Genomic DNA, 12,101 nt, shown 5'->3' on the forward strand with positions numbered 1-12,101 from the left:
CCGTGACCACCCCTCCCTCCTCCCCAGCTCGTTCGGCCGGCAGTCGTCGCGTCGTCATCGCGGTCGTCGGCTGCGCCGTTCTCGTCGCGCTCGGCGCCTGGGTCGGCAGCCTGTTCGGCGGCATGATCGACCTGCGCGTCTACCGGATGGGCGGCTCGGTGCTGCTGCACGGCAAGTCGCTGTACGACGCGCAGCTGCCCGGCTCCGGTCTGCCGTTCACCTACCCGCCGTTCGCCGCGATCGCGATGGTCCCGCTGGCCGCCGTGCCGTGGGGCGTCGCGCTGGTGACCTGGACGACGATCTCGGTGCTGTGCATCACCGCGCTGTGGCGGACCAGCCTGCCGAAGACGTTCTGGTCGTTCGTCACCCAGCGCAAGCGCACCGCGGCGCTGATCGCGCTGACCGTCCTGTCGCTGCTGCTCGAACCGGTCTGGCAGACGATTCAGTTCGGCCAGATCAATCTGTTGCTGACCGCAATGATCCTGCTGGACCTGGTCCGGCCGAACGATACGAAGTTGCGCGGCTTCTGGGTCGGTGTGACGATCGGCGTCAAGCTCACCCCGCTGCCGTTCCTCGCGCTGCTGATCGTGACGAAGCAGTGGCGGGCGCTGCGCAACGCCGTACTCGGACTGCTGGCGACGATGGCGATCGGGTTCGCGATCGTGCCGCACCAGTCCTGGCGGTACTGGACCGACGTGATCCTGGACGCGAACCGGGTCGGCGGGATCGCGTACACCGGCAACCAGTCGTTCAACGGCTTCCTGCACCGGATCGGCAACGACGCGAGCTGGGTGCAGCCGACCTGGTTCGTGGTGTCGGTGGTGTTCGGGCTGCTCGTGCTCTGGCTGGCCCGGCGCTACTGGCTGGCCGACGAGCGCGTCACGGCGATCTCGGTGATGGCGCTCGCGGTCCTGTATGCGTCGCCGATCTCGTGGAGCCACCACTGGGTGTGGATCATCCCGCTCGGCGTCAGCCTGATCCGTGGCATCAACCGCGTCTGGGGCCTCAACCCCGCCGTGGTCACCGGTGTCCTGTTCTACGGCCTGTTCGTACTGCGCTCGATCTGGTGGGTCCCGTACCGCGACGACCGCGAGCTCAGCTGGACGTTCTGGCAGTCGATCCCCGGCAACTCGCACCTGATCGTCGGCATGATCGCGTTCATCCTGCTCGCTGTCACCAGCCGCAGCCTGCCTAAGCCGTCAGCTCCCGCAACGTCCGAGACAGCCTGACGGCCAGCTCGGCGTCGACCTCGGCCACCTCGGCCAGCAGTACGTCGACACTCGCGCGGAACGCCCGCCGCAACTCGGCCGCATCCAGCGACTGGACCAGTGCCGGCTCGACGGCCGCAGTAGTGGCTGCAGGCAACAAATGCAACCCGCGACCCTGCGCGTGCGGTACGCCGTGGCGCAGGCACATCAGCATCAGCACGTGATCCCGCACCCCGCTGATCATGTACTCCGCCTGCCACACCTTCCCGCGGGCAATACTCGATCGCGCGTGCAGCGCATATAACCAGCCCATGCCGATCAAGTCGATCGGTGACGGGGCACTCCACTCAGACTGCTCGACCGCTTCACCGAAGAGCAGTTGGAAGGTGGGACCTCGAGCGCCGAATGCGTCGGCCGGAGCGAAGGCGATGTCTACCTGGAGCGTGGAGTCGAGCAGGAAGACACGGTAGACGGTCTGGCCTGACCACATGTCTGTGTGGTGGATGGCGCCATGCTTGGCATACATGGCCGCCGTCCAGTCAGCGAGCACGGCTGCCTGATCGGCAGTTGGCGCGAGGCCGAACGCCAGATCGATGTCCGACCACTCGTCCTCGGCGCCGACTGCGGCCGATCCGGTCAGCGCAGCGCCTGCGATACGTGCATCCGTGCGCGCCTTCGCGACAAGTGCATCGCGGAGGGCCGAGCGTTCGGCGGGTGTGTACATCACGAAGAGAACAGCAGGAGCAGGCCGCCGCAGGTGTAGCCGACCATGACGACCAGCAGCGGGATCTGACCGGCCAGCGCCTTCGCGCGCGGGAACAAGGCGACCGCGCGGTCATGGGCGGAGATGACGCCGAGCAGGTGCCCGCAGACCACCGCCAGCACCTGGATGACCGCGATCGCCGTGCTGTGGTTCGTGATGCCGGTGTTCACCGCGAGGAGACCGGTGCCGAAGATGTTCGCGCCGTTGCTGAGCGGGTCGCTCAGGTAGATCAGCGTCCGCTGCCCTTCCAGGATGAACAGGGTCAGGTAGTGCGCGACGACGTACCCCAAGGCGATCGGTACGACGGAGTGGGCGAACAGTCCAGGCAATGAGGTCCGGGACGAGTCCGACAGTCGCCCGGCCAGCACCGTGGCGCCGGAGTACGTGCCGAGCACGAACAGGATGAACACGATCAGCGCGCCCGTCCCGAGCCAGGTCATCGAGACGTCCTGGTTCTGCGCCCAGCCGATCCAGGTCGACGAGTTCGAGAACCCGTCGTACGCCGTCGACCCGAGCAGGGCGGCCACCATGCCGACGAGGCCCGGCTGCGGCTTCAGGCCGTCGAGGTTCTCCAGCGGACGTCGTACGACCAGGGCGCCGTCGGTACGCCGACCCCACGGGGACAATCTGGACATCAGCGTGGCGTAGACCTCGAACGGGTCGCCCTGCGAGAACCACCGGTCGCCGAACAGGATCGCCCCGAACATCGTGATCACGACGTACAGCGCGATCCACGCCTGCAGCACTGGGATCGTCGCGCGGTCCGGAGCGACGAGCTCGAGCCAGGTGAACGCGAAGATGCCGAGCGCGGCCGGCCAGAGGCCCGCCCATGCCGGGAGCTCGAGCAGGCCCTTCGACGGCGGCTGGCGCAGCAGCTTCGAGAGCAGGAGGTGGAGCGTGCGCAGCGGGTTCAGCGTCCGCCAGACCGGGCCGAACACGATCGAGATCGGCACCAGCCCGACCCAGACCAGGATGTAGATGAACCCGAAGATCGGGTTCGTCAGCCGGTCCACGCCGAACATCAGCGACACCATCGCGTACAGGAAGATCGCCAGCCCGACCACGCGGACGACCCACCGGAACCAGCCCGCGTCCACCGTCCGGGTGATTGCGGCAGGCAACGGCTTCCCGGAGGTATTACCGCGGTACTTCGGACTCCGCCACGCCACCCCGAGCACGACGAACGAAAGCGCTACCGCGACCGCGGCGCCACCCACCGCCAACCCGAACGGAACCGGTAGGTCCTGCCGCCCACCGATCCCGTGAAGGGGGATCATCACGTGCGTCCTCGCTTCGCTCCGGGCGCACATGATGCCGGCATGCTGTGCTCGATGGTGAGCTCGCTCCGCTCGCTCACGAGACGACGAGCTTGGCGACCAGTTTGCCGCTCTTGTGCGTCTCGACCTCGAAGGTGCCCTTCATGTTCGCGGTGAACTTGACCGAGGCGGCCTTGCCCGGGCTCAGCTCGAGCTCCTTGTCGTAGCCGTGGATGTGCAGCTCGTCGTCGGCGTCGCTGATCACCTTGACCAGCACCGTCTGCCCGGCCTTCACCTTGATGGTCGCGCCGCTCGGGTTGACCTTGCCGTTGGCAACGGTGACGTCGATCGTCACGTCGGCCTGCTCGCCGGACGGGTCGGCGGTGTTCGACGGGGAGCTGGTGTTCGGCGAGCCCGGGGTCGGTGTGTTCGTGGGCAGGGTCGACGTCGGCGTACTGGCCGGGGCGCTCGGTGACGGGGTGCTGGAGCCGCTGTCTGAGTCGCCCCCACCACAGCCGGCCAGGACCAGCATGCCGAGGGTGGGCAGGAGAGCGGTGGCGGCACCGCGAGTGAGCGTCGAACGCATCGGTCCAGAAGCCTTTCGAGGGGGTGGTGAACTTCTCGGGGTGCGGGACACACCCTCTTGCCTGACGAACACGAATAGCTCAGTGTTCCCGTACAAGCAGTGTCGCATCGCACTGTCGGTACCGGCCGCTAGGGTGACAAGACGGTAATCGAGCAGAGAGGAAGGTGGCGGTGATGCCCGATCGGCTGACGTCGCTGGATCTCACCTTCCTGAAGGCCGAGTCGCCGGCCACCCCGATGCATGTCGGGACGGTCGACATCTTCGAGCCGCCGGTGCACGGCGACGAGGGGTTCGACTACGAGAGCCTGGTGGCGCTGATCCGGGACCGGATCGCGTTCGTGCCGCGGTACCGGCAGCGGGTCCAGCAGGTGCCCGGCCGGTTCGCGGGGCCGGTCTGGGTGGACGACGAAGAGTTCGACATCACCTTCCACGTCCGGCGTTCGGCCCTGCCCCGGCCCGGCACCCACGCGCAGCTGCTCGAGCTGGTCGCCCGGATCATGTCCCGGCGGCTGGACCGCGCCCGCCCGCTGTGGGAGATGTACCTGGTCGAGGGCCTCCAAGGTGACCGCTTTGCGATCATCGCGAAGTCCCACCAGGCGCTTGTCGACGGCAACAGCACGGTCGACATCGGCCAGGTCGTGCTGGACTCGACCGCTCACCCGCGCGAGACGCCGACCGACACCTGGCAGCCGGAGCACCCACCGTCCGCGCTGGAGCTGCTGGCCGGCGTGTTCTCCGACGCCACCAAGCATCCGACCGCGGTCCTGGAGCTGGCTCGCGCCGAGATCGCCAGCCTGACCGGCTCCACCTCGGTCCGCGAGGTGCTCGGCGACGTCGTCGGCTCACTGGTTGCTCAGCGGCATGTGCAGGAGAGCTCACTGCACGTGAAGACCTCCGGCCAACGCCGGTTCACCACCGTGCAGACCGACCTGGAGGACTACCGCACTGTCCGGGCGGCGCACGGCGGCACGGTCAACGACGTGATCCTCGCCGTGGTCGCCGGTGCGTTCCGGGCCTGGATGATGACCCGCGGCGAGGGCGTCGGGCCGACCCGCAGCGTCCGCGCCGTGATCCCGGTCAGCATCCGTGACGACGAGGACGACGAGCCGACCTCGCTCGGGTCCCGGGTGATCGCCTCGACCGTGAACCTCCCGGTCGGCGAGAACTCCCCGGTCATGCGGCTGCACCAGATCTCGTACCAGACCAAGGTGCACAAGGACACCGGCCGCGCGGTCAGTGCCCGCTCGCTGGTCGGCATCGCCGGGTTCGCCCCGACCACGCTGCACGCGCTCGCCGCCCGGGTCGCGACCACGACGGTCCGCCCGATCGACGACGTGGTGATCACCAACGTCCCGGGTCCACAGTTCCCGCTGTATGCGCAGGGCGCTCCGATGCTCGCGTCGTACCCGGTGGTGCCGTTGATGCCCGGCCAGGGCCTGTCCGTCGGCGTCACGTCGTACGACGGGAAGGTGTACTACGGTCTGAACGCGGACCGCACCGCGATGCCGGACCTCGCTGTTTTCGCCCAATGCGTGACCGACGCGCTCGACGAATTGCTGGACACCACCAAGGGCAGCCGGAACCGGGCCTCCCGGGGCCGGAAGAAGACCCGCGGACAGCCACCGAAAAATGCACAGGCGAAGAAGGCGGGTTCATGAGGGTCTACATTCCATCCACGCTGCGGTTGCTGAGCGCGGCGTGCAACGCGGGGGAGATCGGTCCGGCCCCACTGACGGCGTACGCCGTGACGCCGGCCCTGCGGGAGTGGTATGCCGACGGCGACGACGAGGAGCTGGAGTACGCCGCGATGGCGCAGGCGGCCCGCGCTTCGGTGGGACTGCTCGCGGTGGATCCGGGGATCGCCCGCCGACGGGTGGTGGTCGCGGCCGAGGTCAGCGCCGTGCCGCCGGCCGACGGGTCGGTGGAGCTCGGCGACGCCCGGCTGGAGCTGCATGTGGTGATTCCGTGGCGTGCGGTGGCCGCCGTCCACGTGGATGCGGCCGACGCGGTCCCGGTGGTCCGGAAGGCGGCGGACCTCTGGGAGGCCGCCCACAGTGCTGAACTTCTTGGGGCAGACGACGACGCGGTTTTCGCCCTCGACTCGTGCGAAGGTGAAGACCTGCTGTGGTACGCGACACAAGAGATCCCGGATCTGCTCGCCGCGGAGGGACCCCGCGGGCGGGCAGAGGGCATGAGCTGACGGTGTACTGACAGGGTGACAGGGAGCTGATGGCGATGCAGGCGATCTGGAAGGGGGCCATCTCGTTCGGGATGGTGACGATCCCGATCAAGGTGTTCTCCGCGACGGAGGAGAAGGACATCTCGTTCCGTCAGGTGCATGTCGCCGACGGGGGCCGGATCAAGTACAAGCGGATCTGCTCGGTCGACGGCGAAGAGGTGCCGTACTCCGACATCGGCAAGGGCTACGAGATGCCCGACGGCCGGATGATCGTGCTCGAGTCCGACGACTTCGCCGATCTGCCGCTGTCGAGCAAGAAGGTCATCGACGTCCTCGAGTTCGTGCCGGCCGATCAGGTCGACCCGCTGTACCTGGGCAAGTCCTATTACCTGGCGGCCGACGGCGGCCCCGGCGCCAAGCCGTACGTGCTGCTGCGGGACGCGCTCGACGGCTCCGAGCTGTACGCGCTGGTCAAGGTCGCGCTGCGCTCGCGGGAGAGCCTTGGGCTGCTGCGGACCGTGGACGACGTGCTGGTGCTGCAGGTGATGCTCTGGCCGGACGAGATCCGGGACAAGTCGTTCGCGGCGCCGCCCGAGGACGTCGAGATCCGGTCGCAGGAGAAGGCGATGGCGTCGTCGTACATCGACACGCTGCGGGGGGAGTTCGACCCGGAGCAGTACCACGACGACTACCGCGAGGCGCTGGAGAAGGTCGTCCAGGCGAAGGCCGAAGGCGTGCCGCTGCCGGAGTCCGAGGACGAGGAGACCGAGGGCGCCGAGGTCGTCGACCTGGTGGCCGCGCTGCGTGCGTCGGTCGAGGCGGCCAAGGCACGGCGTGCGGGCGGCGGCTCCGGCTCCGGCGAGTCCGAAGCGGCCAAGAAGGCGCCGGCGAAGAAGGCCGCAGCGAAGAAGGCCCCGGCCAAGAAAGCTGCTGCGGCGAAGAAGGCGCCCGCCAAGAAGGCGGCCAAGAAGGCGACGAAGAAATCTGCGTGAGGGGAGTTCGCGTGAGGGGGAGTCTGCATGAGTGAGGTGCCGCCGACGACGACCGAGATCCCGGCGGATGCGTCCGAGATCCCGGACGATCCGGCCGCCGCGGAGGTCAAGCCGGGTGCGTATCTGCTGGAGCTCGTGCCGGTGCCGGTCACGGACGTCGACCGGGCCAAGCAGTTCTACGCCGAGCAGGCCGGGTTCCACGTCGACGTGGACGTCTCGCCGGCCGACGGCGTGCGCATCGTGCAGCTCACCCCGCCCGGCTCCTTCTGCTCGATCACGCTCGTCACCGGGCTGCCGCAGCTCGACATGCCGCCCGGCACGTTGCGCGGGCTGCATCTGGTGGTGAAGGACATCGAGGCGTCCCGGCAGGAGTTGATCGGCCGGGGCGTCGAGGTCAGCGAGACCGAGGACCTCGGCGGGGTGTTCTACGCCTGGTTCGAGGACCCGGACGGCAACACCTGGACGCTGCAGCACATGCCCTGGCGGCGCTGACTATCGGCCGAGCGGGCGGCGGCGGGCGAGTACTCGGCGGTGGCTGATCCGCCAACCCTCCGCGGTCCGCACCACCGTGTCCTCGTAGGTCACACTCCCGCAGGACCCGTCGGCCATCACACCGAGCCCCTTGGACTTCGCGGCGACCTCGTCGGGGCCGACCTCGGTCAGGACGACGTTCGTCACGTGGTGCGCGACCGGGTTGTTGTCCCCCAGAGCCAGCCCGGCCTCCCACAGGGCGGTAGCGCCGGTGATCACACCGCCGCCCAGGTCGGTCACGTCGTACTGGACGTCGGCGGTGAAGAGCTCGTCGAAGCGTTCGCTGGCGTCGACCAGGTGGCCGTGCTGGTTGATCAGGTCGGTGATGGCGATCCGGTCGTCCGGGTGCATGGTGCTCCTCGATGGGGGGACGGTGGTCAGGTGAAACGTATGCTACAAATGGGCCGTCCACAGGTAGACCAGTCGGGTTCGTGGTTCGCGGGTTCGGCGTGGCACGATGAAGGCGCGCCGGCCCACCTGTAGCCGGTGCCAACTGGACGATCCACCACACGATCGAGGAGCCGCACAGCCATGGATGCCGTCACCGTCGTCCCGACGCCTGCCAACGAGCCCGTCAAGGGGTATGCGCCCGGTTCGGCCGAGCGCGCGAGCCTGGAGACGAAGCTCAAGGAGTTCAGTGCGGCGGGTGCGATCGACCTGACCTGCACGATCGGTGGAGAGCAGAAGCTGGGCGGCGGCGCCCCGGTCGAGGTGGTGCAGCCGCACAAGCACGCGCACGTGCTCGGCACGCTCGGCAACGCGACCGAGGCGGACGGCCGCAGCGCCGTCGTTGCGGCGCTCGCGGCAGCTCCGTCCTGGCGCTCGCTCTCCTTCGACGACCGCGCCGCAATCTTCCTGAAGGCCGCCGACCTGCTGGCCGGCCCGTGGCGCGACACCCTGAACGCAGCCACCATGCTCGGCCAGTCGAAGACGATCCAGCAGGCCGAGATCGACGCAGCCTGCGAGCTGATCGACTTCCTCCGGTTCAACGTGGCGTTCGCGCGGCAGATCGTCAGCGACCAGCCGATCTCGTCCCCGGGCGTGTGGAACCGGGTCGACTACCGGCCGCTGGAGGGGTTCGTCTACGCGATCACGCCGTTCAACTTCACCGCGATCGCCGGCAACCTGCCGACCGCGCCGGCGCTGATGGGCAACACCGTGGTCTGGAAGCCGTCGCCGACGCAGCAGTTCGCGGCGCACTGGACGATGCGGCTGCTCGAGGCCGCGGGCCTGCCGGCCGGCGTGATCAACCTGGTCACCGGTGACGGCATCGAGGTCAGCAAGGCCGCGCTGACCCACCCCGACCTGGCCGGCATCCACTTCACCGGCTCGACGAAGACGTTCCAGTCCCTCTGGGGCACGGTCGGGACGAACATCGCGTCGTACAAGACCTACCCGCGGCTGGTCGGCGAGACCGGCGGCAAGGACTTCATCCTGGCGCACCCGTCGGCCGACCCGGCGGTGCTGAAGACCGCGATGGTCCGCGGCGCGTTCGAGTACCAGGGCCAGAAGTGCTCGGCCGCCTCCCGCGCGTACGTCGCTCGCTCGGTCTGGGACCGGATCCGCGACGACATCGTCGCCGAGACCGACTCGCTGACCATGGGCGACGTCACGGACCTGTCGAACTTCATCGGCGCGGTGATCGACGACCGCGCGTTCGCCAAGCACAAGGCCGCGCTGGACCGGGCTGCGGCGACCGACTCCATCCAGGTCGTTGCCGGTGGCACCTACGACGACAGCGAGGGGTACTTCGTCCGCCCGACGCTGCTGGTCTCCGACGACCCGACCGACGAGATCTTCACCACCGAGTACTTCGGCCCGATCCTCGGCGTGCACGTGTACGACGACGGTGACTACGACGCGGTGATGCGCGGCATGGAGCACTCGGCGCCGTACGGGCTGACCGGTGCGGTCATCGCGCAGGACCGGCACGCGGTCGCGGAAGCCTCGGAGTACCTGCGGTTCGCGGCCGGGAACTTCTACGTGAACGACAAGCCGACCGGCGCGGTCGTCGGGCAGCAGCCGTTCGGCGGGGCGCGTGCGTCCGGTACGAACGACAAGGCCGGCTCGATGTGGAACCTGATCCGCTGGGCGTCCCCGCGCTCGATGAAGGAGACCTTCGCCCCGCCGACGGACTACCGGTACCCGCACCAGGGCTAGCGGGCTAGTCCTCGGCGGACGGTGATGTAGAAGCTTGTGATGTCGTCGACCAGGGTCTCGATCTGGCCCTGGTCGGACAGGTCGGCGTCCAGCAGCCAGTCCGAGATCAGGTCGAACATGCCGCCGACGAGCCCGATCGCGACCCGGTGCCGGACGGTGCGCTGCTCGTCCGGCTGCGGCCCGTCGTACCGGTCCCAGAGCTGCACCAGGAAGCCGGCGGCCCAGCGGCGGTTGGTGCGCCGTTGCCGCTCGACCGCCGCCGAGATGCCGGACGCCATGCCGAAGGTGACCTTCGTGATCCGCGGGTCGTCGACCAGCGCGTGCACGAAGATCGCCAGCAACCGCGGTGCCTCCTGCCGCTCGTTGCCGACGGCCTGCGCGGCGGCGCCGGCCACCGCTTCCTCGAGGCGCTCGGACGTGCGCTGGAGCAGGGCGAGATAACACTCCTCCCGGCTGGCGAAGAGTTCGTAGAAGCTCTTCGTCCCGATGAACGCGGTACTGCAGATCTGTTCGATCGACGTACCGAGATAGCCCTCGGCGGCGAACAGCTTGAGCGCCGCGTCCAGCAGCTGCTCGCGTCGTTCGGCCCGGCGTTGCTCGGCGTCGAGTCCCCGTATGGTCCTGCTCATGCGCTGGACACTACCCCGGGTACCGGCTTCGTAACCGACGGGAACTTATTTCGAACCCGAGCTCTTGTTTGTAACCAGCACCCATGTTCAACTAACCGTGGTTCACTGGTCACCGACCGACACCACCACGGGGAGTTGTCATGCGCAATCGCTTCCGGCGGACAGCCGCCGGCCTGTTCGCTGCCGTCCTGCTGACCGCCTCGGTCACCTCGCCGACCACGGCAAGTGCCGCGCCGTCGTCGGGGTTCGACAACTGGTCCTGCAAGCCGTCGGCCGCGCACCCCGACCCGCTCGTCCTGCTGCACGGACTCGGCGGCAACGGTCCCGGCAACTACTCGTACCTCGGGCCGTTCCTGGCCGCGAAGGGGTACTGCGCCTTCACGCTCACCTACGGCCAGGCCGACCCGAACATCCCGGTCGGCGGGACGGTCTCCATCGCCCAGTCGTCCGCCGAGATCGAGGCCTTCGTGCAGCGGGTCCGCACGGCGACCGGCGCCGCGAAGGTCGACCTCGTCGGTCACTCCGAGGGCGCCTTCCAGAGCATCTACGGTCCGAAGGTCCGCGGGTACGCCGCCCAGGTCGGCCAGGTGGTCGCCCTGGCGCCGCCGACGCACGGTACGACGTTCGGCGGTCTCGTCAGCGTCGGGGATTATCTCGGGCTCGGACCGCTGGTCGATCAGGTGCTGCAGCGGTTCGGCTGCGCGGCCTGTGACGAGCTCATCGTCGGCGGATCGGCCGTCAAGGCGGTGACTACGGGCCCGATCGCGCAGGCCGGCACGAAGTACACGGTGATCGCATCGCGCTTCGACGCGCTCGTGACTCCGCACGAGACGTCGTTCATCCGCGAGCCTGGCGTGACCAACGAGTACGTCCAGGACAGTTGCCCGCTGGACCCGGTCGGCCACGTCGGCCTGGCGTTCGACCCGACAGTCGCTCAGCTGGTCGCCAACGCGCTCGACCCGGCCCACGCGAGCCGGGTGATCTGCGCCTTCGGGCCGCCGCTGTAGATCAGGCGGTGCGAGTGGCCTGCTGTAGTGGCGGGTCGACCAGGAGCGCGGATCCGCACTTGATGCAGATCCACTCGTCCGGTTCGTCGACCAGGTAGTCCGACGGCTCGATCCGCTCGAACGGCATGACAGTCGCGCAGAAGGCGCAGTACTGCGCGGCGTCGACGGCAGGCGGGGTCCGATCGCGCTTGATTCGCTGGGAACTTCGCATGAAACGAGTCACCTCCGGTGCAACCTTCTTCTCAGGTTGCCACCGGAGGTGACGCAGTCACTGCAGCGACACGGCTACTTCGCGCTCCACTCGCGGCCGAGGTCGTGCTCCTTCACCAGGCCGGAGCGGATGGCGTCGACGACGATCGGCTCCAGCTTCTTCCCGATCAGCGGTACGGCGACCTTCACGTCGAGGTTGATCGCCTGGACGGTCTGACCACTGGACTTGTCGATGCTCGCGGTGCCCTTCAGCGTCACCGGCGTGTTCGAGATCTCGCCGGACACATCCGCCGTCCGCGAACCGTCGGCCGCGGCGGGGTGCCAGGTCTCGGTCTGTACGACGGTCAGCGTGTCGCCGACGAACTTGCGCGCCATGTCGGGGATGTCGGTGGCCGGCATCTTCCGGCTGACCCGGACGACGGTGTCGCCGCCCGACGTGCTCACCTGCACGTCGTACGACAGTGCCTTGGTCTTCTCGCAGGCCTGCTCGCGGAAGGTGGTGTCCGTGACGATCGCGAACACTTCCTCGGGGGTGGCGTCGTACGACGCCGACAGCTTCAGCTCCATGCGTTCATCATGG

The 12,101-nt window shown here is 68.5% G+C and carries 14 protein-coding genes; 7 read left to right on the plus strand and 7 right to left on the minus strand.

What is annotated here, in order from left to right; translation table 11 throughout:
* Positions 1-2 precede the first annotated feature (2 nt).
* A complete protein-coding gene (locus tag OHA18_RS22770) occupies positions 3-1,229 on the plus strand; it encodes a glycosyltransferase 87 family protein (RefSeq protein WP_328997284.1) in 1,227 nt (408 codons plus the stop codon).
* Here OHA18_RS22770 and OHA18_RS22775 read toward each other — a convergent pair.
* The 3 genes from OHA18_RS22775 to OHA18_RS22785 all read right to left on the minus strand — a co-directional run bounded on the left by OHA18_RS22775 (position 1,192) and on the right by OHA18_RS22785 (position 3,813).
* A complete protein-coding gene (locus OHA18_RS22775; protein ID WP_329006151.1) occupies positions 1,192-1,932 on the minus strand; it encodes a nucleotidyltransferase domain-containing protein in 741 nt (246 codons plus the stop codon). The two genes, OHA18_RS22770 and OHA18_RS22775, sit on opposite strands and share 38 nt — an antisense overlap.
* Positions 1,932-3,248 carry a hypothetical protein gene (locus OHA18_RS22780; protein WP_328997285.1) on the minus strand — a complete coding sequence of 439 codons (1,317 nt, stop codon included), beginning with the start codon at positions 3,246-3,248 and terminating at the stop codon, positions 1,932-1,934. Before OHA18_RS22780 ends, OHA18_RS22775 begins: the two co-directional genes overlap by 1 nt.
* Positions 3,249-3,324: 76 nt before the next feature.
* A complete protein-coding gene (locus OHA18_RS22785; protein WP_328997286.1) occupies positions 3,325-3,813 on the minus strand; it encodes a cupredoxin domain-containing protein in 489 nt (162 codons plus the stop codon).
* Positions 3,814-3,986: 173 nt separating this feature from the next.
* Between OHA18_RS22785 and OHA18_RS22790 the strand changes: the two genes are divergently transcribed.
* The 4 genes from OHA18_RS22790 to OHA18_RS22805 are packed head-to-tail and all read left to right on the plus strand — an operon-like array spanning position 3,987 to position 7,476.
* Positions 3,987-5,471 (plus strand): WS/DGAT/MGAT family O-acyltransferase, encoded by a 1,485-nt coding sequence (locus tag OHA18_RS22790; RefSeq protein ID WP_328997287.1) that lies wholly within the window; start codon positions 3,987-3,989, stop codon positions 5,469-5,471.
* Complete coding sequence (locus OHA18_RS22795) at positions 5,468-6,013, plus strand: DUF6912 family protein (protein ID WP_328997288.1); 546 nt, start codon at positions 5,468-5,470, stop codon at positions 6,011-6,013. Before OHA18_RS22790 ends, OHA18_RS22795 begins: the two co-directional genes overlap by 4 nt.
* A 29-nt stretch (positions 6,014-6,042) precedes the next feature.
* Complete coding sequence (gene ku, locus OHA18_RS22800; RefSeq protein WP_328997289.1) at positions 6,043-6,984, plus strand: non-homologous end joining protein Ku; 942 nt, start codon at positions 6,043-6,045, stop codon at positions 6,982-6,984.
* Positions 6,985-7,011: 27 nt separating this feature from the next.
* A complete protein-coding gene (locus OHA18_RS22805; protein WP_328997290.1) occupies positions 7,012-7,476 on the plus strand; it encodes a VOC family protein in 465 nt (154 codons plus the stop codon).
* Here OHA18_RS22805 and OHA18_RS22810 read toward each other — a convergent pair whose 3' ends face one another.
* A complete protein-coding gene (locus tag OHA18_RS22810; RefSeq protein ID WP_328997291.1) occupies positions 7,477-7,866 on the minus strand; it encodes a nuclear transport factor 2 family protein in 390 nt (129 codons plus the stop codon).
* A 180-nt stretch (positions 7,867-8,046) separates the two neighbouring features.
* Between OHA18_RS22810 and pruA the strand changes: the two genes are divergently transcribed.
* The gene (gene pruA / locus OHA18_RS22815; RefSeq protein WP_328997292.1) at positions 8,047-9,675 is read left to right on the plus strand and encodes an L-glutamate gamma-semialdehyde dehydrogenase; all 1,629 of its coding nucleotides are present in this window, start codon (positions 8,047-8,049) and stop codon (positions 9,673-9,675) included.
* Here pruA and OHA18_RS22820 read toward each other — a convergent pair.
* Positions 9,672-10,304, minus strand: a complete 633-nt coding sequence (locus OHA18_RS22820; RefSeq protein ID WP_328997293.1) for a TetR/AcrR family transcriptional regulator — start codon at positions 10,302-10,304, stop codon at positions 9,672-9,674. The genes pruA and OHA18_RS22820 overlap by 4 nt on opposite strands.
* Positions 10,305-10,444: 140 nt before the next feature.
* Here OHA18_RS22820 and OHA18_RS22825 point away from each other — a divergent pair, with 140 nt between their 5' ends.
* Positions 10,445-11,311 carry an alpha/beta fold hydrolase gene (locus OHA18_RS22825; RefSeq protein WP_328997294.1) on the plus strand — a complete coding sequence of 289 codons (867 nt, stop codon included), beginning with the start codon at positions 10,445-10,447 and terminating at the stop codon, positions 11,309-11,311.
* A gap of 1 nt (position 11,312) precedes the next feature.
* Here the strand turns inward: OHA18_RS22825 and OHA18_RS22830 are convergent, their stop codons facing one another.
* Positions 11,313-11,522 (minus strand): hypothetical protein, encoded by a 210-nt coding sequence (locus tag OHA18_RS22830; RefSeq protein ID WP_328997295.1) that lies wholly within the window; start codon positions 11,520-11,522, stop codon positions 11,313-11,315.
* Positions 11,523-11,596: 74 nt separating this feature from the next.
* Positions 11,597-12,088: a DUF2505 domain-containing protein gene (locus OHA18_RS22835; RefSeq protein ID WP_328997296.1), complete on the minus strand. Its 492-nt coding sequence runs from the start codon at positions 12,086-12,088 to the stop codon at positions 11,597-11,599.
* Between the last annotated feature and the right edge of the window lie 13 nt (positions 12,089-12,101).

The sequence above is a fragment of the Kribbella sp. NBC_00709 genome (genome assembly GCF_036226565.1).
GTDB lineage: Bacteria > Actinomycetota > Actinomycetes > Propionibacteriales > Kribbellaceae > Kribbella.